Origin of the sequence: Nocardia sp. NBC_00881 (assembly GCF_045207455.1) — a bacterium.
Taxonomy (GTDB): domain Bacteria; phylum Actinomycetota; class Actinomycetes; order Mycobacteriales; family Mycobacteriaceae; genus Nocardia.
Genome location: NZ_CP108798.1, coordinates 2,269,713 through 2,295,025, shown reverse-complemented (window position 1 = coordinate 2,295,025; position 25,313 = coordinate 2,269,713). Strand labels below are relative to the sequence as shown.

The window sequence follows — 25,313 nt, the reverse complement described above, 5'->3', positions numbered from 1 at the left end:
CGCGCCCTTGGAGAAACAGTATTAATTCCTGATTCAGAGGCCGCCGTATGGAATTGCCATTCCATTGCCCTACTTCTCTATCGAGGGTATCTGGAGGGGGAGTGGCGTCCCACTGTCGCCTGAACGGCAGCCGCCGACGGGTGCGGCGGCGGCCATCCGTGGTCGGGTCTGCCCCCATGGGCGAGGATCTCCCGCAAGTGATCAACATGTCCAATTCGGGTAGTTTGCACCGAATCCCCTTCGATGACAGGAAGTTTTGCGGAGTAACCTGCGTCCGTGTGACAGGATCGAGCGCGGTTGTCGCGGCCGATTCCTGCGAACCAAAGATCGAAACGCCCGCCTTCCACGCAGGTTTGAGGGTTGGGTGTGTCTAGACTGAGCGCGAATGCTGTTAGATAGCTGATCGTACGTGGACCTGGACGATCCATCCGCATGTCCAAAAGTCCTGCTTTTCAGATTTTGGGATGTTGGAAAACATCGGCAAATGAGAGGTGGGTGGTCTCCGTACAAGGCCGGTCGGCGCTGGGTAGGGATTCCTGGGCGCGGCCGGAGTGGATCAAAAGCTGTACATGATCGGCGCGTTCGGAAGCAGGGGTCCGCGCCGCTTCGACGTAGACGAAGTGCATATAACGGCAAATGTCGGACACGGGCAGGGCTGCGTAGTACCGCCGTGCCTCAGTGCCTCCGAGTCTGAATGAGGGGTCATAGGATGAATCTGCAGTCAGCCGGAACCGACGACCACGATCTGGGTCTGATTCCGCTCTCCAGGGCGCAGTACGGCATGTGGTTCGCGGACAACATGCCCGGCGGACCGGCTGTCAACATCGCGCAGTACGTCGAGATCGAAGGCCCGGTAGACCTCGATGCATTCAGTCGGGCGGTGAACAAGGCCGGGCATGAGACCGAGTCCCTGGTGGTACGGGTAGTCGAGTCCGACGGTCGCCCATATCAATTCGTCGATCGCAGCATCGTCTACGACGAGTCTGTGCTGGATGTCAGCGGTACGGACGATCCGTTCGCGGCGGCGATGGAATGGATGCGCCGTGATTACAACACCAAGGCCGTCGACCTCAGCCGTGACCGGCTCACCGCGATGCGGCTCATCCGGCTCGCCGAAAACCGGTATCTCTGGTACGGACGTGCCCATCACCTCGTGATCGACGGTTACGGCGCGTTCAATGTCGTGAGCCGGATGGCCGAGCACTACAACGCTCTCGTCGAGAACAGGCCCCCTGCGCAGTTGGTGGCGGCCGGGTTGCGCGACGTCATCGAAGCGGAGCGCGCTTATCGCGCCAGCTCTCGGTTCGAAAACGACAAAGCGTACTGGCTCGACAAGGTCGCCGACCTTCCTACGCCGGTCAGTCTGTCCGGCCGCACCGCGCGCGCGAGCAAAGTCGACCGCGTAGCCGGCCTGCAGCTTCCCTCTCAGTTGTCCGAGCTGCTCGATCGCTTCGCCGACGACCTGGGAGCGTCGCCCGCGCAGGTCGTGGTCGCCGCGTTCGGCGCGTTCCTCGCCCGGATGACACGTACCGACGATGTGGTGTTGTCCATGCCGGTGAGTGGGCGAGTGACGAAGCGCCTGCGCAATGCCGCCGCGATGTTGGCGAATATGGTGCCGATTCGATTCACCTTGGATGCGACCACGACCGTGGAGGAGTTGGTTCGCGCTTCGGTGTCCGAACTCGTCTCGGCGATGCGGCACCAGCTCTACCGGTTCGAGGATCTGCGCCGCGACTCGAATGCGCTGGACGCGGCCGCGAACTCGTTCGGTCCGATCGTCAATATCCTGTTCTTCGACTCCGAGATCCGCCTCGGGTCGGCCGTCGGCCGATACCGGGCACTGACTTCCGGGGCGCTCGACGACCTGCAACTGAACTTGTACCGCTCCGGTGCCGATGCGCCGCTGCTGATCGAGCTGCACGGAAACTCGAATCTGTACGGTCAGGAAGAACTCGAATCGCACGCAGACCGGTTCATCGAGTTCCTGCAGCGGATGATGGAGTCGCCCAGAGAAACGCCCATCGTCGACATCCAGCTCCTCGACCCTGTCGAGAAGCTGCGAATCCTCGGGGAACTCGCGGGCCACGACGGCGAATCACCCTCCGAGACACTGGTGGATCTGCTCACGCGACAGGCTGCGGCCACTCCGTCCGCAGTAGCAGTCACATCGGGTGCGACCGCCCTCACCTACCGCCAGCTGGACGAGCGGTCCAACCGGTTCGCGCGCAGGCTCATCGCCCTCGGCGCGGGGCCGGAATCACTGGTGGCCATCGCGATGCCACGGAATGCCGATCTGATCGTCGTCGTGCTGGCCGTGCTGAAGTCGGGCGCGGGGTATCTGCCGTTGGACGCGGCTCATCCCGCTGAGCGGCTCGAATACGTTCTGAACGACGCCGATCCTGTCGTCGTCGTGACAAACCGGAGCATGCGCGAGTATGTGCCGGGAGATCCCAGCCGGGTGGTGCTGTTCGACGACGCGGCCGACCGCGATGATGCCTCGGATCCGATCGCCGATGCCGATCGGACGGGCTCGCTGTGTTCCGACAACGTCGCCTACGTCATCTACACATCGGGATCGACCGGTCGACCGAAGGGTGTGTCGATACCCCATCGCGCTGTCGCCAGCTACTTGGTGAACGCGTGTGCCGAGATCGGAGTCCGATCCGACGACGTCTGGACGTTCTTCCATTCGATCGCGTTCGACTACTCGGTATGGGAAATATTCGGCGCGTTGGTCACTGGTGGCCGGATCGTCGTCGTGGACAGCCTCACCACGCGTTCGCCGGACGACCTCGTGCGCCTGGTGGCACGCGAAAAGGTGACCCACTTCAACCAGACGCCCACGGCATTCAATCAATTCGCCTCCGCGCGGCAGCGGTACGCGCAGGCAGGCGAGCCCGATGGCGAAATCGTCCTTCGCCTGGTCTACCTCTCGGGCGAAGCTCTCAACCCGGCGGCATTGGCCGACTGGTATGAACACAACCCGAAATCGCCCATGCTGGCCAACAGCTACGGGATCACCGAAACCACGGTCATCCTCACTTACCTCGGCCTGACACCGGACATCGCAGTGCCGGGCGCGCCGAGCACGATCGGTCCGCCGTTGCCGGGGGTACGGATATATGTCCTCGACGAGCAGTTGCGCCCGGCCCCGCTGGGAGCCTGGGGTGAGATCTATGTCGCGGGAGACCAACTCGCCCGCGGCTATCTCAACCGACCTGCGTTGACCACGGGACGATTCGTCGCCGACCCGTTCGGCAAGCCGGGCGAGCGCCTCTATCGCAGCGGCGATGTCGCGCGATGGAATCACCGGGGCCAGCTGGAATACCGCGGCCGCGCCGATCAGCAGGTGCAGCTGCGCGGGTTCCGCATCGAGTTGGACGAGATCCGCAACGCGCTGTTGACCCACAGCGCTGTCTCGGCGGCGGTCGTGGTAGTGCATCTCCCCGACACCGAGGCAGCACGGCTCGTCGGATACGTCGTGCCTGTCGGCGACACCGCCTGTGCGGCCGACTCTCTTCGCGCTCATGTCGGAACACTGCTGCCGGAATACATGGTGCCGGCGAGCATCGTCGTGTTGCCGGCGTTGCCGCTGACAGTCAACGGCAAATTGGACGTGCGTGCGCTCCCGGAACCGGTGTTCGATTCGGCCGCGGCGTATGTTGCTCCGCGTACGGTCGTCGAGGAGTCGATCGCCGACGTCTTCGCCGAGGTTCTGGGTACGGAGCGGGTAGGCGTGCTGGACAGCTTCTTCGAACTGGGCGGCAATTCGCTCACCGCGACCAGTGCCGCCGTGCGCATCGCCGAGGTGACCCGATGCGACGTGTCGGTCCGCGACCTGTTCGGTAGACCGACCGTCGCCGAACTCGCCGCGCATATCGAGGATGGGCACCGCCCCAACCGGCCCGCGCTGAGGGCGGCCCGGCGGGTCGAGCCCCTGCCTTTGTCGCCCGCGCAGAACAGGATGTGGTTGGTCAATCAGGCCGACCCGGCGTCGGCGGCGTACAACATTCCGCTGGTGGTGCAGTTGACCGGACGCCTCAACGCCGCGGCGCTGCGGGCCTCCCTCACGGACGTGATCGATCGCCACGAGTCGCTGCGTACCTTCTATCCGGCTGTGGATGGGGAAGGGACACAGGTCATCCTGTCGGCCGAGCAGGTTGTCGCCGAACTCGATCTGACGCCGAAGCCGACCGACAGCGACGACATCGTGAACCGGGTTCGCGAGCTGGCGTCGATCGGGACCGATGTGCGCGAGCGTCCGCCGATCCGGGTCGCGCTGCTTGCGACAGCCGACCGTCTGCGTCACGTATTGGTCGTTGTCCTGCACCATATCTGCTGCGACGGATCGTCCCTCCGACCACTCGCGGCCGATGTCGCGACCGCCTACGGGGCAAGGTCAGAGGGAAAGACGCTGGACTGGCAACCATTGACGGTGCAATACGCCGACTACAGCATCTGGCATCGCAGCCTGCTCGGCGACGAGGACGATCCGGACTCGCTGGCGTCACGTCAGTTGCGTTATTGGGCAGAGCAGCTGGCGGGAATGCCGCCGGTGCTGGAACTTCCGACCGACCGTCCGCGTCCTGCCCGCCAGTCCATGCGCGGCGACGTCGCGGACACCGTGATTCCGGCCGACACCTTCGCCGGGATCGAGCGATTGGCTCGCACGACGCATGTCACCACCTTCATGGTCGTCCATGCCGCGCTGGCTGTACTGCTGGCGCGCCTGTCGGGCTCGTTGGACATCATCATCGGCACGCCGGTCGCGGGGCGGGGCGAGCGCGCGCTCGAGCCGCTTATCGGTATGTTCGTCAACACTGTGCCGCTGCGCACCGAGGTCCGTTTCGACGAATCGTTCACCGCGTTCCTGGCTCGCGTCAAAGAGATCGATGCCGATGCCTTCGCCTGCAGTGACCTGCCGTACGAACGCGTCGTGGAGGAACTCGATCCGAAACGGTCCATGGCGTACGCACCGCTGTGCCAGGTGTATCTCGCTTTCGAGAACATGGACCGCGCGAGCTTGGAGCTGCCCGAACTCACGGTCGAGATTCTGGATCCGGGGCCCGAGCCTGCGAAAGTGGACATCATCGTCACCGTCGCCGAAAATACTGCCGCCGGTGGCGATGTCGCACTGCGGATCAACTATGCGACGGATCTGTTCGACCGGGGGACGGTCGAGGAGCTTGCTGCCCGATTGAATCGGATTCTCGAGGCGTTCGTGGCAAACCCGCAGGTGCCGGTGGGTGGTGCGGACTTGTTGTCGGTGGATGAGCTGCTGGGGCTGGTGCCTGCGTCGGGTGGTGTGGTGGAGGCACCGCGGGTGTTGGCGGAGTTGTTGGCGGTGGGGGATCCGGGGGCACCCGCCGTGGTGTCGGGTGAGCACGTGGTGTCGTACGGGGAGTTGGATGCCTGGTCGAATCGTGTGGCGCGGGTCTTGATCGAGAGCGGTGTGGGCCCGGGTGACCAGGTCGCGCTGGCTATGGCGCGTTCGGTGGAGTTCGTGGTCGGATTGTGGGCGGTGACCAAGGCGGGCGCCGCATTCATGCCGGTCGATCCTCGGAATCCGACCGAGCGGGTCGCGCACATGATCGAGGACGCCGATGCGCGGGTCGCGATCACGGTAGAAGCATCACGGAACCTGCTTCCTGGCCAGGTCCAGCAGTTGGTTCTCGACGACCTGGACACCGAGGGCTTTATCGCCGCGCGGTCGTCGGCTGTAGTGACGGATGCGGACCGGGTGCGGGAATGCCATGTCTCGGACACGGCGTATGTGGTGTACACGTCGGGGTCCACAGGCACCCCCAAAGGTGTTGCGGTCACGCATGAGGGGTTGGCGAACTTCGCGGCCGAGCAGCGTGAACGCTACCGGGTCGAGAGTTCCTCGCGGGTGTTGCAGTTGGCGGCCCCGGGTTTCGACGCGGTGGTATTGGAGTTGCTGCTGGCCCATGCGAACGGTGCCGCGTTGGTGGTGTCGCCGCCGGAGGTGTTCGCCGGCGCGAAGTTGGCGGAGTTGATTCGCACACAGCGGGTGTCGCATGCGTTCGTGACACCGAGTGTGCTGGCTACGATGTCGCCTGCCGGACTGGATTCATTGCAGGTGCTGGTAGCGGGCGGGGAAGCGGTATCGTCGGAGACCGTCGCGGTATGGGCGCCGGAACGTCGGTTGTTCAACGGGTACGGGCCGACCGAAACCACGATCATGGTCGCGATCAGCGACCCGCTGCGAGTCGGGGACCCGGTCACCATCGGTGGCCCGATCCGCGGTGTCGAGGCTGTCGTGTTGGATGCTCGGCTGCGACCGGTCCCGGTCGGGGTGACGGGGGAGCTTTGCTTCTCAGGAACGCAACTGGCCCGTGGATACCTCAACCAACCCGGCGCCACAGCCGCCACATTCGTGGCCAATCCTTATGGTCCTGCCGGTACCCGTATGTACCGCACCGGTGACCTGGCACGCTGGACACCCGAGCACACCCTGGAATACCTCGGGCGGACCGACTTCCAAGTGAAAATCCGCGGTCAACGCATCGAGCTCGGCGAAATAGAAGCCGTTCTCGCCGGTCACCCCGATGTGTCGGTAGCGGTGACGGTGGGTGTAGCGACGGACGGCGGATCGAGACTGGCCGCCTACGTGGTGCCCGCGAACGGCGCCATCGACAACGCGGAGCTGTTGAACTACGTCGCGCAACGTTTGCCGGCACACATGGTCCCGGACACCGTCATGGTGCTCGACACGTTGCCGCTGTCGTCGGTGGGCAAGGTCGACCGTACGGCGTTGCCGGAACCGGTGTTTGCCACCACCACCACAGAATTCGTCGCGCCGCGTGACGCGGCCGAGCAGGTCGTCGCGGATATCTACGCGGGCGTTCTGGGAATCGAGCGAGTCGGCGTCCTCGACAGCTTCTTCGATCTCGGCGGCAACTCGCTGTCTGCTACCCGGGCCGCAGCGCGACTGAGCGCCGCATTCGGCGTCGATGTTCCCTTGCGCGCGGTATTCGAGGCGCCGACCATCGCGGCGTTGGCGGAGAATCTTCGGACCGCCAATGCGGTAGAACGGGAACCTCTTGTGCCCCAGGAGCGCCCGGACCGGATCCCGCTGTCGCCAGCCCAGGCGCGTATGTGGTTCCTCAATCAGTTCGACACCAGCTCGCCGGTGTACAACGTCCCGCTGGTCGTACGCATGTCCGGAAATCTCGAGGTGGCCGCCATGCATGCGGCAATCGCCGACGTGCTCGACCGACATGAATCGCTCCGGACCGTGTACCCCGACAGCGACACCGGGCCGCACCAATCGATCGTCCCGGTGGACGCGGCCTTGCCCCGATTGGCCCCAGTCGCCGTCGCGGAGAGCGGCATCGAGGCGCGCATCGCCGCCGAAGTGGCGGTCGGATTCGACGTCACATCCGAGGTACCGTGTCGGATCACGTTGCTGAGCAGTGCACCCGACGAACACACCCTGATTCTCGTCGTTCATCACATCAGCATCGACGGGTCGTCGCTCGCACCGCTCGCCGCAGACCTGATGACCGCCTACCAGGCCCGCGTTCGGCAGCAGGCGCCGCAGTGGGCGCCATTGCCGGTGCAATACGCGGATTACGCCTTGTGGCAACGAAAGTTGCTGGGCACGGAGGACGATCCGCACAGCCCGACTGTCGCCCAGACCGGGTATTGGCTGGCGGCTCTCGCCGACCTGCCCGAAGTGCTCGACCTGCCCACCGACCGTCCACGGCCGGTGAAGCAGTCGTTCCGCGGCGCGACAGTGTCGGCGGCCTTGCCTGCCGATCTCCACCGTGACGTGGTCGCGCTGGCCCGGCGTTACGACGCGACGGTCTTCATGGTCACGCATGCGGCATTCGCGGTTCTGCTCGCGCGGCTGTCGGGAACCGGTGACATCGCGGTCGGCACGCCGATCGCGGGTCGCGGTGAGCCCGGGCTCGACGGCCTCATCGGAATGTTTGTCAACACTCTGGTGCTGAGGTCGCAGATCAAGCCGGATGCCTCATTCCTCCGTGTTCTGGATCAAGTCCGGGCCGCCGATCTGGCCGCGTTCGAGAACGCCGACATTCCGTTCGAGCGCCTCGTCGAGGTGCTGAATCCGCCGCGCTCGACTGCACACGCACCGTTGACGCAGGTGGGATTCTCGTTCCAGAACATCGAGATCCCCACGGTAGAGTTCGATGGCTTGACGGTTTCGGCCCACATGGCCGACCCGAGCGTGGCCAAATACGACCTGCATCTGAATCTCGTCGATGCCACCGAGCCTGGCGGTGAACCGGGCGACATGGCAGTCGAATTCAGTTACGCGACGGATCTTTTCGATGAGGCCACGATCACGTCGATGTTCGACCGCTACCTGCTGCTGCTCCGCTCGGCCGTTGCCGATCCCGCGCGCGCCATCGGTGACATGGACCTGTTGAACGCGCACGAGGTGGGTGAGCTCACCGCGCGATCGACAGGAGTGACGACCCAGGCGTCGACCTCGACGATCGCGGACTTGTTCGCCGCGCAGGCAGCGGTGACGCCCGAGAGCACGGCCGTGCTCGACGCGGAGAACGGAGGCCGGCACAGTTACCGTGAGTTCGCGGCGCGGGTGAATTCGCTGGCCCGAGTGTTGATCGGGCGAGGGGTCGCCCCTGGAACCGTTGTGGCGGTGGCGATGCGGCGCTCCGTCGATCTGCTGACGACGCTGTACGCGATCCATGCCGCGGGCGCGGCATACCTGCCCCTGGATCCGGACCACCCGGTCGACCGAGTGCGTGCCGTCCTTACGGCCGCGCGGCCGACTGCGGTCCTCACTCGTCTGATCGACATGGCAAGTCTGACCGACGACGTGCCGGTGTGGGTGCTCGAGGAGCTCGACGCCGGGCACGTGGATTCGTCGATGGTGACGGATGCCGATCGGAGTCGGCCGCTGTATCCGGATGACCTGGCCTACGTCATCTACACGTCCGGCTCGACTGGTGTACCGAAGGGTGTGGCAGTGCCGCACGCCGCCGTGGTGAATCAACTCCGGTGGATGCGCGATCACTACCGGCTCGCCGGCGACGACGTCATGATGTTGCGAACACCGGTCACCTTCGATCTGTCGGTCTGGGAACTGTTCTCCGCCTTGACATGTGGTGCATCGTTGGTGGTCGCTGGTCCGGACGCCCATAGCGACCCGAGCGCTATCGCACGGCTGATGGCCGAGTATCGGGTGACGACAGCGGATTTCGTGCCGTCGTTGCTCTCGGCTTTCCTCGAGGTGGCCGCTCCTCGTGAGTTTCCGAACCTTCGGCGTGTGATGTGCATCGGCGAGGCTCTTCCCGCCGACACTGTCCGCCGGTTCCGGGATCTGAGCGATGCGCGCATCGACAACCTCTACGGGCCGACCGAGGCCGCGGTCAGCGTGACCGCACACCGAATCGACGCGCTCGACGGCGTCGCGGTGCCGATCGGCGTCCCGGAGTCGAACGTGGTCGTCCATGTGTTGGATTCGCGGCTGCATCCCGTTCCCATCGGAGTGACCGGCGAGTTGTATCTGGGGGGTGTCCAGCTGGCCCGTGGATACCACGAACTTCCCGGTCTGACGGCGGCGACGTTCGTCGCCGATCCTTTCGGCGGTGCGAGCGGTGCGCGCCTGTATCGCACCGGCGACCTGGTTCGCTGGGACGAGGACGGAAGCCTGCGATATGTCGGCCGCGCCGACTCCCAGGTGAAGGTGCGCGGCCTGCGGATCGAGCTCGGTGACATCGAAGCCGCGTTGCTCGCGCACGAGCAGGTGAGCGCGGCCGTCGCGCAGGTGCGCACCGATCGCGGCGAGCAGCGCTTGATCGCCTACGTGGTGGCCGAAGAGGCGCTCGATGCCAAGCGGATTCGGGCCTTTCTTCTGGAACGGCTGCCTGCCTATATGGTGCCGTCACCGGTGGTCCGGATCGACTCGATCCCGCTCACGGCGAACGGCAAGGTCGACTACAGAGCGTTGCCCGTGCCGGATCCGAGCACCCACGAGTCGGAGTATCGAGCGCCGCGGGGGCTCGTCGAGCAGACCATCGCCGGGGTTTTCGGCGAGCTTTTCGGCCTTCCCGAGATCGGCGCGGACGATAACTTCTTCGACTTGGGCGGAAACTCGCTCATCGCGACTCGTGCTCTGAGCCGCGTCGGCGATGTCATCGGTGTGTCCATACCGGTGCGAGTGATATTCGAGGCCCCCACCGTTGCTGATCTGGCCGAGCGTATCTCGCGGTTGCGTGCGGTGCCGAGCCTTCCCGCGCCGACGCGGAATCCGAGGCCGGATCGTCTTCCGCTGTCGCAGGCACAGACCCGCATGTGGTTCCTCAACCAATTCGACCCCGATTCGGCCGGATACGTGGTGCCACTCGCGATTCGGCTCGACGGTGTCCTCGACATCGATGCGCTGGCAGCGGCCGTCGGTGATGTCATCGAGCGGCACGAGAGTTTGCGCACCATATACCCGGCAGTTGACGGTACGCCCACGCAGGTCGTGTTGGACGCGGCCGAGGTCGTCGCGACGTGCGATCTCACGCCACAGCCGATCGGAGAGCGCGAGCTGTCACGCCGGTTGGCCGAGTTCACGAGCGTCGGATTCGATGTGTCGAAGGGTGTGCCACTGCGCATAGCGCTGTATCAGCTGTCGGACACGACCTGGACAGTGGCGTTGGCCGTGCATCACATCAGTTGCGATGGCTATTCGGTGGCGCCGCTGGCCGCCGATATCGTGACGGCCTATCGGGCGCGGTCCAGCGGAAACCCGCCGGACTGGGCGCCGCTGCCGGTGCAATTCGCCGATTACGCTCTCTGGCAGCGCGAGGTGCTCGGCTCGGCGGACGACCCGGATTCGCACGTGGCCCGCGACATCGCCTACTGGCGAACCCAACTCGCGGGTATACCGGATCTGCTCGAGCTGCCGACCGATCGGCCACGGCCGATCGAGCAGACCCAACGCGGCGCGGTGCTTCACGTCACGATCCCAGGTGAGCTGCAGGGACGGGTGGCGTCGCTGGCGCGTCGAGCCGGTTCGACGACGTTCATGGTGGTGCACACGGCTCTGGCAGTGTTGCTGTCGCGGCTGTCCGGCAGCGACGACATCACCATCGGGGTGCCCCATGCGGGGCGCGGCGACAGATCGCTCGACAACCTCGTCGGGATGTTCGTCAACACTTTGGTGATGCGCACCCGGATCACGCTCGATCGCACGTTCATGAGTTTGCTGGATGAGGTGCGGCGCACCGACATCGAGGCATTCGACCATGCCACCATCCCGTTCGAGCAGTTGGTCGATGCGCTGAATCCCGCGCGGTCGACAGCGCACACGCCGTTGTTCCAGGTATTGCTCGCCTACCAGAACATGACGCAGGCTCGCGTCGAACTTCCGGAGCTCACCGTCGAGAACGTGGACCCGGGTGACAGCGCCGCGATCTACGACCTGCTGCTCATGATGACGGAGGGGCACGGCACGCACAACGAGCCGACCGGCATGACGCTGCGCCTGACATATGCCACGGACCTGTTCGACGAGGACTCCGTACAGCGTTTCGCCGATCACTTCGTCCGTGTTCTCGACGCCGCCGCGAACGATCCCGATTCGGCCGTCGGTGAGCTCGAGCTGCTCGACGCCGCAGAGCGGCATCAGGTGCTCGAGCGATGGAACGACAACGCCGGCCCCGTCGGAGCAGGCCGGACCCTTGTCGACGCCTTCGACGAACAGGTCGCACGCACCCCGGACGGTCCAGCGATCCGCCTTCCGGATGGCAGCACGTTGACCTACCGAGATTTCGACACCCGCGTCAATCGTCTGGCCCGGTGGCTCATCGCGCGCGGTGCGGGGCCGGACACTGTTGTGGCGGTGGCTGTCCGCCGGTCGGTCGAGCTCATTACGACGCTGTACGCGGTAGTGAAGGCAGGCGCGGCGTACCTTCCGATCGACCCAGACCATCCGAGCGTGCGGATCGCCCGCGTGCTGAGCGCGGCGCGGCCGCTGATGGTACTCACGACATCCGCGGACGGCGAGGAACTGCCAGGTGGATTCGAATCCGCTCGGATCGACCGACTGGACGTGACGGGTCTGTCCGATGCCCCGATCGCGGATGCCGAACGCCGGACACCGCTCCGGCCCGACAACCTCGCCTACGTCCTGTTCACCTCCGGCTCCACCGGCGTCCCCAAGGGGGTCGCCCTGACCCATTCCGCGACCGTGAGTCAGTTGGCGTGGGCGCAGCAGCAGTGGCCGCACGGCACGTCCGACGCGGTGCTGTACAAGACTCCGATCACGTTCGACATCGCCGTGTGGGAGTTGTTCTGGCCACTGCAGACCGGAGCGCACATCGTCGTCGCCGAACCTGACGGACACCGTGACCCGGTGTACATGGCAGGCGTCATCGCAAGTCATGAGGTCACCACGGTGCACTTCGTCCCGTCGATGCTCGATGTTCTCCTGGAATCCACCGGTGGCGCGCAGCTGCCGTCGATCCGGCGGGTATTCGTCGCGGGTGAGGCGCTGGCGCAGCGCACTGTCGACGCTGCGGCGCGCGTGTTCGGGAATGCGGATTTGGCGAACTGGTATGGCCCTGCGGAGGCGGAGGTCGTGACAGCTCAGCGGTGCGTGCCGGGTGTGGCAACCTCTGCGACCGTCCCGATCGGTGCACCGGTGTCCGGCATGAAGGTCTATGTGCTGGACTCGAGGCTGCGACCGGCGCCGGTCGGTGTCGTCGGCGAACTGTATGTGTCGGGTGTCCAGCTGGCGCGCGGTTATCACGCGCGCGCCGACCTCACCTGCGGTGCCTTTGTCGCGCACCCGTTCGGTGTGCCAGGTGAACGGCTGTACTGCACCGGTGACCTGGTCCGGTGGACCAAAACCGGGGAGCTGGAATTCGTGGGCCGCAGTGACTTCCAGGTCAAGGTGCGCGGTCAGCGAGTGGAACCGGGTGACGTCGAAGCCGCGCTGTCCACGGTTCCGCAAGTCGCGCGTGCTGTGGCTGTCGTGACGGCGGAACGAATCGTCGGATATGTGACGCTTGTACCGGGCGCGGTGACCGATGGCCGCGCGATTCGTGACCAGCTCACTCGCTCGCTGCCGTCGTACCTGGTTCCGGCCGGCGTGCAGGTACTCGATTCGATGCCGCTCACCGCGAACGGCAAGCTCGATCGAGCCGCGTTGCCGCAGCCGGATTTCGACGACGGCAAGGAGTTCGTATCGCCTCGCACCGAACGCGAAGTGGCACTCGCGAATGTGATTGCCGAGATCACGGGCGCCGATCGGGTGAGCGTGACGGCGAACGTCTTCGAGATCGGTGTCAACTCGCTCTCCGCTGCACAGATAGCGGCGCGAGCCGAGGCGGCTCTCGGTGTCGAGGTCGGCATCCGTGACATTTTCCACGAGCCCACAATTGCCGGATTGTCCGAACGGATCGCGACCAGAACCCGTTCTACGGTGAATCCGCTGGCGCCGCGTCCACGCCCCGCGGCTGTCCCGTTGGCGGCGGCTCAACGCCGGATGTGGTTCCTCAACCAGTTCGACACCGCCTCGGCGGCATACAACATCTATTTCGCGGCTCGGTTGACCGGCCCACTGGACGTCGATGCGTTGCGCGCGGCGTTACTGGATGTGGTGACCCGGCACGAACCATTGCGGACGGTGTATCCCGCTGTCGACGGAGAACCGTGTCAGGTAGTGCGGGATGATGCGGCGATAGCGGCGGATCTGGTGTTGGATCGAGAGCCGGTCGTCGACGAGACGGAGCTGGCCGACCGGATCCGGAATGCCGTCGGGGCAGGTTTCGATATCACGAAATCGGCGCCCGTACGGGCGCGGCTGTATCAGACCGGCGCCCACGATCATGTGCTGGTGCTCGTGGTCCACCACATCGCTGCGGACGGCTCGTCGATGGCGCCGCTCGCCCGCGACGTTTTCGCCGCGTACCGGGCCCGCGCGAATGGAGTAGCGCCGCAGTGGGAACCGCTGGAAGTCCAGTACGCGGACTACGCGATGTGGCAGCAGGAGATGCTCGGTTCCGAAGACGATCCGACATCAGTGGCCGCGCGGCAGATCGCGTACTGGACCGAAGTCCTCGGCGATTCCCCAGAACTGCTCGGTCTGCCGACTGATCGGCCCCGGCCCGCCACGATGTCGATGGTCGGCGGCAATGTCCGCTTCGGCATGCCGGCACGGCTGCACGACGACATCGTGCGGCTGGCGCAGCGTTCGGGCGTCACCGTGTTCGTCGTGCTGCATGCGGCGTTGGCGATCCTGTTGGCTCGCACCGCGCACAGCGAGGACATCTCGGTCGGAACACCCGTCGCCGGTCGCGGCAGGCGGGAGTTGGACGATCTGGTCGGCATGTTCGTCAACACAGTGGTGTTGCGCACAAAGGTCCGCGACGACCGGTCGTTCGCGGAACTTTTGGCGGAGGTGCGCGGCGTCGATCTGGAGGCGCTCGCACACGCGGATGTGCCCTATGAACGGCTGGTCGACGTCCTCGGTCGTCCGCGATCGACGGCGTACTCGCCGCTGTTTCAGGTGATGCTCGGGTTGCAGAATACGCGCGCGGCGCGGTTCGAGCTGCCCGGCGTCGGTGTCGAACTCCTCGACCCGGGTATCGCGCAAGCCAAGACCGACCTCACCGTGTTGGTGACTGAACGCCTGGAGGGCGATCGGCCTGCCGGAATCGACGGCGAGATCATCTACGCCACAGATCTGTTCGTCCGATCGACCGCCGAATCGCTCGCCGAGCGGTTTATCCGCGTCCTCGAAGCGGTCACCTCCGATCCGACCCGGCCGGTAGGGGAGATCGGGCTGCTCAGCGCCGAGGAGACCAAAAGCCTGCTTCCGGCACGCGGCGGCGACACCACGCGTCCGTGTCGACTTCCCGATCTGCTGGCGTCGGCCGTGGCGGCAGACCCATCCGCGGTTGCCGTGATCGGGGATACCGAGACCATCACGTACGGGGAACTCGACCGCCGAGCCAACCAGCTGGCCCGTCACCTGCTCGCCGGGGATGTCGGACCGGGAGCGTTTGTCGCGTTGGCGGTGCCGCGGTCGGTCGACTATCACGTCGCCATGTGGGCGATAGCGAAGACCGGTGCCACGTTCGTCCCGGTGGATCTGCGGTATCCCCCGGAGCGGATCGCGCACATGGTGAACGATTCCGGTGTCGAAGTCGGGATCACGCTCGCGGCCGCCCGTAAGTCGCTGCCGGGCGGTGTCCGATGGCTTGTGCTCGACGACCCGCGTTCGGCCGCTGGGACCGCGGCGTATCCCGGCAGCGCGGTCACGGATGCGGACCGCCCACGCGCACTGCAGATTCAGGATGCGGCGTATGTGGTGTACACCTCCGGATCGACCGGAACGCCGAAGGGCGTCGTGGTCACGCACGAGGGGTTGGCGGGTTTCGCGGCCGAGCAGCGTGATCGTTATCGGGTGGACAGTACATCGCGAGTGCTGCAAGTAGCGGCGCCCGCCTTCGACGCGGTCCTGCTCGAGGCGTTGATGGCGCATGCGGCGTGCGCGTCCTTGGTGGTGTCGCCACCGGACGTGTTCGGCGGCCAGGAACTGGCCGATGTGATCCGGACGCATCAGGTGTCGCATGCGTTCCTGACGCCGAGTGTGTTGGCGACGATGGCGCCGGCCGACCTCGAATCGGTGCGGATGCTGGCCGTCGGCGGCGAGACGGTGGCTCCGGATCTGGTTGCCGCCTGGGCACCGGGCCGGCGGTTGCACAATATCTACGGTCCGACGGAGACGACGATCGTGATCACGATGAGTGATCCGGTCCAGGCCAACGACGCGATCACGATCGGCGGTCCGATCCGCGGTGCGGAGGCTATGGTCCTGGACGGCCGGTTGCGACCGGTGCCGGTCGGAACCGCGGGCGAACTGTACCTGTCGGGTGCCCAGTTGGCGCGCGGGTATCTGAATCGGCCCGCGACGACCGCCGGTGCGTTCATGGCGAATCCCTACGGTGGTGCGGGTTCGCGGATGTACCGCACCGGCGACATCGTTCGCTGGACCGCGGAGCGCACGCTCGAATACATCGGCCGCATCGATTTCCAGGTCAAGATTCGTGGCCAGCGGATCGAACTCGGCGAGATCGACGCCGCGCTGCTCGCGGATCCGAGGGTGGCGTCCGCTGTGACCGTGAGTCGCAACGGACCGGGCGGGCAACCCGTACTCGCCGCGTACATCGTGCCGGAACTCGGAACGGTCGTCGAACCGAGCGCGGTACTCGATCAGGTGGCTGCCGTATTGCCCACCCACATGGTGCCCTCGACAATCATGGTGCTCGACCGCATGCCGCTGTCCTCGACCGGCAAGGTGGATCGAAAAGCGCTGCCAGAACCCGTCTTCGAGATTGCCGGAGACGATGCGGTCGCGCCGTCTACCGACCTGGAGCGCACCATCGCCGCCGTCTTCGCGGACGTGCTGGGAATGACGTCGGTCGGCGCTACCACCTCGTTTTTCGCGCTCGGCGGTGATTCCATCATGTCGATCCAGTTGGCATCCCGACTGAAGTCCGCAGGTGTCATCGTGACTGCTCGGGACATCTTCGAGCGCAAGACGGTTCGTGGGCTGGCGCGAGTGGCCGAAGCCGCTGAACGGGTGTCGCTCGAGGAACTGCCCGGGGGCGGTGTGGGCGAAATCCCGTTGACGCCGATCGTGTCCTTCTTCACCGATCGACTCGGGGCGGCGGATCGGTTCGCCCAGTCGATGCTGGTGCGCTTACCGCGCGACGTGCGAGTCCAGGACGTGACCGAGACTGTGCAGGTGATGCTCGAACGGCATGACATGCTGCGGTCGAGGCTGCGTGAACGCCGGCTCGACGTGCTGCCCGAAAGCGCCGCCGATGCCGCGGGTTCGGTCGCGACGCGCACCTTCCGTGCGGATGACGTTCCAGGCAGCGACGGTTTCACCGCCGTGGTGGAAGCGGCATTGGCGGAGGCATCCGACCGCCTCGATCCGGCCGAGGGCCGGATGCTGCAGGTTGTGTGTCTGCTTCCCGAATCGGGCGTCGATGCCGATGCCCGTGCCCTCATCGTGATCCATCACCTGGCTGTCGACGGGGTGTCGTGGCGGATCCTGATCCCCGACTTCGTGGCCGCCTGGCAGCAGATCACGCAGGGGCGGCCAGTGGAGTTGCCCGCGCAGGGCACATCCATGCGCCGGTGGGCGCACGCGTTGGCGGCGGCCGCCGCAGAACGCGTCGGCGAGTTCGAGCTGTGGCATCGGATGAGTGCGGCGGCCGATCCACTGCTCGGCCGTGCGATGTTGGATCCCGCCGTCGACACCCAGTCGACGGTGCGGCATCTGACGGTGTCCATCCCGACGGAGGTGACCTCGGCGTTGCTCGCGGAGGTCCCCGACGCTGTTCGCGGCAGCGTCGACGATGCGCTGCTGGCTGGTCTCGCCGTGGCGGTGACACGCTGGCGCAGGCGGCGCGGTGTCGCACATGCGGGCATGAAAGTCCTGCTGGAGGGCCATGGCCGTGAGGAGCAGATTGCCGAGGGAGCAGACGTCTCACGCACCGTTGGTTGGTTCACCAACGCGTATCCGGTCACGCTCGATCTGAGCGGAATCGAGGACTCGGACCTGCGCGCGGCAGTGAAGTCTGTGAAAGACCAGTTGCGCGACATCCCCGACAAGGGGATCGGTTACGGCCTGCTGCGCTATCTGAACACCGACACGGCCGACCGACTCGCAGCGTCGCCGGAGCCGCAGATCAGCTTCAACAATCTCGGGCGCGTCGGCGTCGATCTGACGACACTGTCGGACGTCGCGTGGATTCCGACCGACGAGCAGTTCGATCGGCGGGCTGCGTTCGATCCGGAAATGCCTGCGGCAGCGGCCGTCACGATCGACGTGAATATCGTGGACGCCGAGGCCGGACCTCAGTTGTCGGCGCACGTGGGTTACGCCTCGCGGTTACTCGACCGTGATGACGTGGCCGAACTCGTCGGCGAATGGGTGGACGCCGTGACCGGGATCGCCACAGCGGCCCGCGCGAACGATGACTGGGGACTCTCCCGAGCAGACGTTCCGCTCGTCGATGTCACCCAGCCCGACCTGGACGCGTTCGCCGACCGGTACGGACCGCTGACCGACGTATGGTCGCTGGCGCCGCTCCAGGCGGGGCTGCTGTTCCACGCCGAACTCGCCGCAGGCGAACTCGACGTATACACGGCACAATCGGTACTGGCCCTTGCCGGCGAAGTGGACGAGGGCCGGCTCGAGCGTTCTGCGACAGCCTTGCTCGAGCGGCATATCAACCTGCGCGCGGCATTCACCCGAACGGCCGACGGCGTTCCTGCGCAGGTTGTTCCCGCCGACACTGCCGTGTGCTGGCGCAGCGTCGATCTGACCGATAGCCCAAGGGAACTGGATGAGTTGATCGCGGCCGAGCGCGCGGTCACATTCGATCCCGCCGACCCGCCGCTGTTGCGATTCCTGATCGTTGCTATAGCGCCGCAAGACTTCCGGCTTGTGTTGACGGCACACCACCTCCTGCTGGACGGCTGGTCGTTGCCTCTGCTGTGGCGTGAGCTGATCGGTCTCTACGCGGTGGACACCCAGGTGGATCTGTTGCCGGCTGTGGCGTCGTACCGCGATTACCTGGAATGGTTGGACCGGCGCGAGTGGGCCGCCGGCATCGAGACCTGGCGAGACGTGCTGCGCGATTTCACCGAACCCACGCTGGTCGCGGACTCGCGCACGGACACGACCGTAGATATACCGATCGATCTCGCGATTGTTCTCGATCGCGCCGTCACAGCCGAGTTGGTCGAGTTCGCTCGGGCTCGAGCGGTGACGATGGCGACGATTGTGCAGTTCGCCTGGGCGGTGGTCCTGGGGAACCTGCTCGGCGTCGAACGCGTGTTGTTCGGTAGCACGGTCTCCGGGCGTCCCGCCGAACTGCCGGGCGTGGAGTCGATGATCGGCCTGTTCATCAACACGGTTCCGATCGGCGTGAATGTGTGCCGGGACTGGACCATGCAGGACGCGCTGAACCGATTGCAGGCGGACAACACCCGCCTGCTCGACCATCACTACGTCGAACTGTCGCAGATCATGTCGGCCGTTGGCGCTGCCCAATTGTTCGACACGCTGGTCGTCTTCGAGTCGTATCCGGTCGACAGCAGCGGCCTCGGCAACGCCGACATCGACGGTATGCGGGTGGTCTCCGCGGAGGGAAGTGACGCCGCGCACTACCCGATCACTGTTCAGGCGCACCAGACCGACGAGCTGCACGTCCGAATCCGCTACCAACAGTCCCGTATCGATGCCGTAACGGCGTCCGGTCTGGCCGCCCGCGTCGAAACCGTCCTGCGAGCTGTCACGACTGATCCGCAAGCGCGGCTTGGTGCCGTCGACCTGTTGACCGACGATGAGCGGCGTGAATTGGTGCCGGCTTCGGGTGGGAGTGCGGAGGCGCCGCGAGTGCTGGCAGAGTTGTTGTCAGCCGGCGTAGTTGAGAACCCTGCTGCGGCGGCATTGATATCAGGTGCGCGCACGGTGTCCTATGCCGAGTTGGATGAGTGGTCGAACCGGGTGGCGCGCGAGTTGATCGGTTGGGGTGTCGGACCGGGGGATCAGGTCGGGTTGGCGATGGCGCGTTCGCTGGAGTTCGCGGTCGGGGTGTGGGCCGTGGCCAAGTCGGGCGCCGCGTTCGTGCCGTTGGATCCTCGGAACCCCGCCGAGCGCGTCGCACACATGGTCGCGGACTCCGGTCTGCGGGTCGCTATTACGACCGAGGCATCGCGGAACCTGCTTCCCGACCGGGTCCGGCTGATGGTTCTCGACGATCCGGACACCGAGGCGTCGATCTCGTCTCGATCGTCGGCGGTTGTCACCGATGCGGACCGGGTGCGTGCGCCGCATGTTCGGGATGTGGCATACGTGATCTACACCTCGGGTTCGACGGGGACCCCGAAGGGCGTGGCGGTGACGCACGAGGGGTTGGCCAACTTCTCGGCCGCCCAGCGTGACCGTTTCCAGGTGGACAGTGGGTCGCGGGTGTTGCAGGCGGCGGCTCCGGGTTTCGATGTGATGGTTCTCGAGGTTCTGCTGGCCCACGCGAATGGCGCTTCGTTGGTAGTGCCTCCGGCGGAGGTGTTCGCCGGCGAGGAGTTGGCGGAGTTGATTCGTACGCATCGGGTGTCGCACGCGTTCGTGACACCGAGTGTGTTGGCGACGATGTCGCCTGCCGGGTTGGATTCGTTGCGGGTATTGGTGGCGGGTGGGGAAGCGGTATCGGCCGAGACGGTCGCGGTGTGGGCGCCGGGGCGGTGGTTGTTCAACGGGTACGGGCCGACCGAGACCACGATCTTGGTCGGAATCAGCGACCCGTTGCGTGTCGGCGACCCGGTCACCATCGGCGGTCCGATCCGTGGTGTCGAGGCTGTCGTGTTGGATGCGTGGTTGCGGCCGGTGCCGGTCGGGGTGGTGGGCGAGTTGTACGTCGCGGGTGTGCAGTTGGCACGTGGATATATGAACCGGCCCGCGACAACGGCGGTGGCGTTCGTGGCGAATCCGTTCGGTGCGGCCGGCTCACGGATGTACCGCACCGGCGACCTGGCACGCTGGACTACCGATCACACCCTCGAATACCTCGGCCGCACCGACTTCCAAGTCAAAATCCGCGGTCAACGCATCGAGCTCGGCGAGATCGAAACCGTCCTTGCTGGACACCCCGGGGTAGAACACGCGGTCGTCGTGTTGCGGAAGGACGAGCGCGGCATCGACCGGCTCGTCGGCTACCTCGTAAGCGACGAGGATGTGGATCCAAGCGAGGTCAGGGCTACCGCACGGTTGCGGTTGCCTGCGCACATGGTGCCCGACGCGTTCATGGTTCTCACCGAACTCCCGCTTACCACGACCGGCAAGCTCGACCGCCTCGCGCTTCCCACGCCGGAATTCTCGGACGGTCGAGAGTGGATCGCACCGCGCGACGATACCGAGCGGCGCGTCGCGGAAGTGTTCGGGAACGTTTTGGGCACCGAAAGAGTAGGAGCGACGGACAGTTTCTTCGACCTCGGTGGCAATTCGCTGTCGGCAACGCGGGCGACTGCCCAGTTGAGCACGGCACTCGAAGTGAGTATCGGCGTCCGGGACCTGTTCGAAGCGTCGACTGTCGCCGAGTTCGCCACTCGTCTGGCTACTCTCGAGCGCAGCGTTCGGGTACCGCTGACACCGAGAACTCGGCCTGCTCTTGTGCCTCTTTCACCTGCACAACAGCGGATGTGGTTCCTCAATCAGTTCGACACCTCGGTCGGCGCGTACAACATCCCGCTGGTGATTCGGCTCCAGGGTGAGCTCGACATCGACGCGCTGCGACAGGCGTGCGAAATGGTCATCGCCCGGCACGAGTCGCTTCGCACCAAGTTCCCGATGACCGACGGAACGCCTCATCAGGTCGTGGTGCCTGTCGAAGACGTCGCACCTGTGCTGACTCCGGTCACGGTCGACGAAGAGCATGTCATGGAGCGGGCGGCCGCCGCGGTCTCCGCGAGCTTCGATGTCACACAGGCGCCTCCGTTGTGTGTCGAGGTATTCGCCCTCGGTCCCCGTGATCACGTTTTGGTGATCACCGTGCATCACATCTGCGCCGACGGACAGTCGATGATGCCGCTCGCGCGGGACGTGGCAGTGGCCTACCAGGCGAGTAGGGAAGGGACAGAGCCGATGTGGCCGGTCCTTCCGGTCCAGTACGCGGACTACTCGTTGTGGCAGCGCGAGGTGCTCGGCGATGAGCACGATCCCGACTCGGTGATGTCCCGACAGTTGCGATTCTGGAAGGACACGCTCGGCGGGCTGGCCGAGCTGTTCGAGTTGCCGACCGACCTGCCCCGACCACCGGTCGCGTCCATGCGCGGCGCCGCGGTCGAGTTCGAGATCCCCGCCCAGTTGCGGGCGCGGATCGACTCGGTCGCGCGCGAGGCGAACGCGACGGTTTTCATGGTCCTGCACGCCGCGTTGACCGTCCTGCTGTCCAGGCTGGCAGGTGTCGACGACGTCGCGGTGGGCACACCGGTGGCCGGCCGCGGGGAGCACGAACTCGACGATCTGATCGGCATGTTCGTCAATACGGTCGTGTTGCGGTCGCGGGTGTCGTCGCAGCAGCCGTTCGCCGAATTGCTCGCCGCGACGCGTGAGACGGACCTGGCCGCGTTCGCACATGCGGATGTGCCCTTCGAGCAGATTGTCGAGACACTGAATCCGCCACGGTCTACCGCGCATCTTCCGGTGTACCAGGTGGTTCTCGATGTCCAGAATCTCAGTAAGGCCGCGTTGGAGCTGCCGGGGCTCACTGTCGAGCCCATCGAGAGCGGTTTCGAGCAGGCACAGGCGGACCTGAGCGTGAAGCTTGTCGAAAGGTTCACCGACGAGGGGCGTCCGGCCGGCATGGTGGGGCGGCTGACCTTTGCCACCGACCTCTTCGTCGAGGAGACGATCAGTCGGTTCGCACACGCGTACGTGCGGATCTTGGAGGAGGTGACCGCGAATCCGCGGGTCGTGGTCGGCGATATCGACATCGTGGATCCGGTGCAGCGAAGCGAATTGCTGGACGCGGCCGGGGATGACGGCGTCGCGGTCACGGACGCGACTCTCGGGGAGATGTTCGCCGCCCGCGCGGTCGCACAGCCGAAGGCGGTTGCGGTGACTCACGGTAAGTCGCAGCTGACCTACGCGGAGCTGGATCAGCGCTCCGCCTTGGTCGCCGCTCGGCTGACCGAGCACGGCGTGGGGCCGGAATCGCTGGTGGCAGTGGCCTTGCCGCGGTCGCTCGAGCTGATCGTGGGCCTGCTCGGAGTGCTGCGAGCGGGGGCGGCGTATCTGCCGCTGGATGTGGCATATCCGCAGGAGCGATTGCGGTTCATGCTCGACGACGCAGGTCCGGCGGCCGTGTTGACGACGGCTGACTTGGTGTCGGCGGTACCGGAGTACGCGGCGCCGGTGGTGCTCGTCGAGGATTGCGTGGACGCCTTCGCGAGTACTTTCGGTCCTGTGGTGTCAGGTGTGCGCCCGGACAACGTCGCCTACGTGATCTACACCTCGGGCTCCACGGGTCGCCCCAAGGGGGTGGCGGTGAGCCATCGGGAAGTGGTCACATTGTTCACCAATGCGGCCGAGCGATTCGACGTCGGCCCCGACGACGTGTGGACGATGTTCCATTCGTATGCCTTCGATTTCACGGTCTGGGAAATCTGGGGCGCATTGCTGTCCGGCGGCAGGCTGGTCGTCGTCGACTACGACACGTCCAGGTCGCCGGAGGCGTTGGTGCACGTCGTGGCGCGGGAGCGCGTAACGGTGTTGAGCCAGACCCCCTCGGCGTTCTACGGGTTCGCCGACGCGGAGCGTGTGTATCGCGAATCCGGCTGCATCGCTGGTGATCTCGCCTTGCGATATGTCGTTTTCGGTGGCGAAGCATTGGATGCGTCGCGGTTGACCGGCTGGTTCGCGGCGCACGAGCCGAAATCGCCGAGATTGGTGAACATGTACGGGATCACCGAGACGACTGTGCACGTGACGTTCTGTGAAGTCGGTGCGGCGGGCGTGGCCGGGATCGGATCGCCGCTGCCGGGATTGCAGGTGTATGTGCTCGACGACCGGCTGCATCCGGTGCCGATCGGCGTCGCTGGGGAAATCTATGTGGCAGGTGGCCAACTCTCGCGTGGCTACCTGGGAGCTCCGGCGTTGACGGCGGGCCGATTCGTGGCGAACCCGTTCGATCCGGATGGCGCCCGGTTGTACCGGTCAGGAGATGTCGGCCGGTGGCGGAAGACCACCACCGGGCTGGAGTTGGTATACGTCGGCCGGGCCGACGCGCAGGTGCAGTTGCGCGGTTTCCGGATCGAGATGGGCGAGGTGGAGTCGGCGCTGCTCCGGCATCCGCTCGTGACGGGGGCAGCGGTGGCGGTGCATCACCACGATCGTGGCGTGGATCAGCTGATCGGTTATGTCGTGGGCGTCGACGGTAAGCAACTCGATCCGGGCGAGGTCCGGGAAGCCGCTGCTCAGGTGTTGACGAGCTATATGGTGCCGTCCGCGATCATGGTCTTGCCTGAACTGCCGTTGACGGTCAACGGCAAGCTCGACCGAAAGGCGCTGCCCGCCCCCGATTTCGACGTACCGGCGAACGAGTTCGTCGCCCCGCGGACCCATACGGAGAAAATGATCAGCGAGGTTTATGCGCAGGTCCTGGGAGTCCAGCGGGTTGGGGCATCGGACGGGTTCTTCGACTTGGGCGGCAATTCGCTGCTGGCCACGATGGTGGTGACCGAACTGCGGGCACGCGGTGTGACGATCGCATTGCCGTGGATGTTCGACGATGCGACGCCGAAGGCGTTGGCGGTCAGAGCCGACGACGCGGAGGGGAGCTCCGGTCTGCAAGTGCTGCTTCCGCTGCGTGCGAGCGGCCCGAAGCCCGCGATATTCGGCGTCCACCCTGCGGGCGGGTTGGCGTGGTCCTACGGCGGCGTGGTCGAACATCTGCACAAGGATCGGCCGATCTACGGCTTGCAGGATCCGCACGTGGTGGAGGGCGAACCACCTGCGGACTCCGTGGATCAACTGGCCGAACGCTATGTGACCGAGATTCGCCGAGCCCAGCCCAGCGGTCCCTATCACCTGCTCGGATGGTCGTTGGGCGGTGCGATCGCGCATGCCATGGCGGTACGACTCCAGCGCGAGGGTGAGCAGGTCGGCATGCTGGCCATGTTGGACAGCGCCGCCGGTTCAGAGGAGGAGCTGGCCGCGGCGACGATCACCAGTGCGGACGAGGCCGCGCCCGGACAGCTGATGGCCGACCTGCTCGGCGGCTGGCGGGAGTTGTTCGACCTCAGCGACGAGGTGACGGCGGCCACCCCTGAGCAAGCATGGGCCGTCATTCGTGAGCAGGTGACCGGAACCGGGATGTTCACCGCCGACCAGGCTGATCGGGTGATGAACAGCTTCGAGACTGCGAGCGGCATCGCGCACGATTACCGGCCGGAAGTTTTCGACGGCGACCTGGTCTTCTTCACCGCAGGGAAAGATCGCGCAGACCACGACGCTGTGGCACAGACGTGGCGACCGTACATCGCAGGCGACATTCACAACATGGTCGTCGACGCACGTCACCTCGAGATGACCCACCCATACGCACTGTCCGTCGTTTGCCCGATCCTCGAAAGGTTCATGAACGAATGCTGACAACTTTCCGGCAGTCCCTGCTCGGCAACAGCAGGACAGTCGCCTGTACGAGCCCGGCTGCGGCACGGATGCCCCTGGGCGATATATCGCGGTAGTGTCCCCGGTCGCGGGCGGCGGGAAGCGCGCCGCCCGC

General features: G+C 65.6%; 1 protein-coding gene. It reads left to right on the top strand.

Features of this window, described 5'->3' with window-relative positions; translation table 11 throughout:
- The first annotated feature begins 709 nt into the window (after positions 1 to 709).
- On the top strand, positions 710 to 25,180 hold the full coding sequence (locus tag OH799_RS08790; RefSeq protein WP_406277676.1) for a non-ribosomal peptide synthase/polyketide synthase: 24,471 nt from the start codon (positions 710 to 712) through the stop codon (positions 25,178 to 25,180).
- Positions 25,181 to 25,313: the final 133 nt, after the last annotated feature.

Excerpts from the sequence above, each read along its gene's own strand:
- OH799_RS08790 (WP_406277676.1), top strand. The coding sequence starts at position 710 with ATGAATCTGCAGTCAGCCGGAACCGACGACCACGATCTGGGTCTGATT.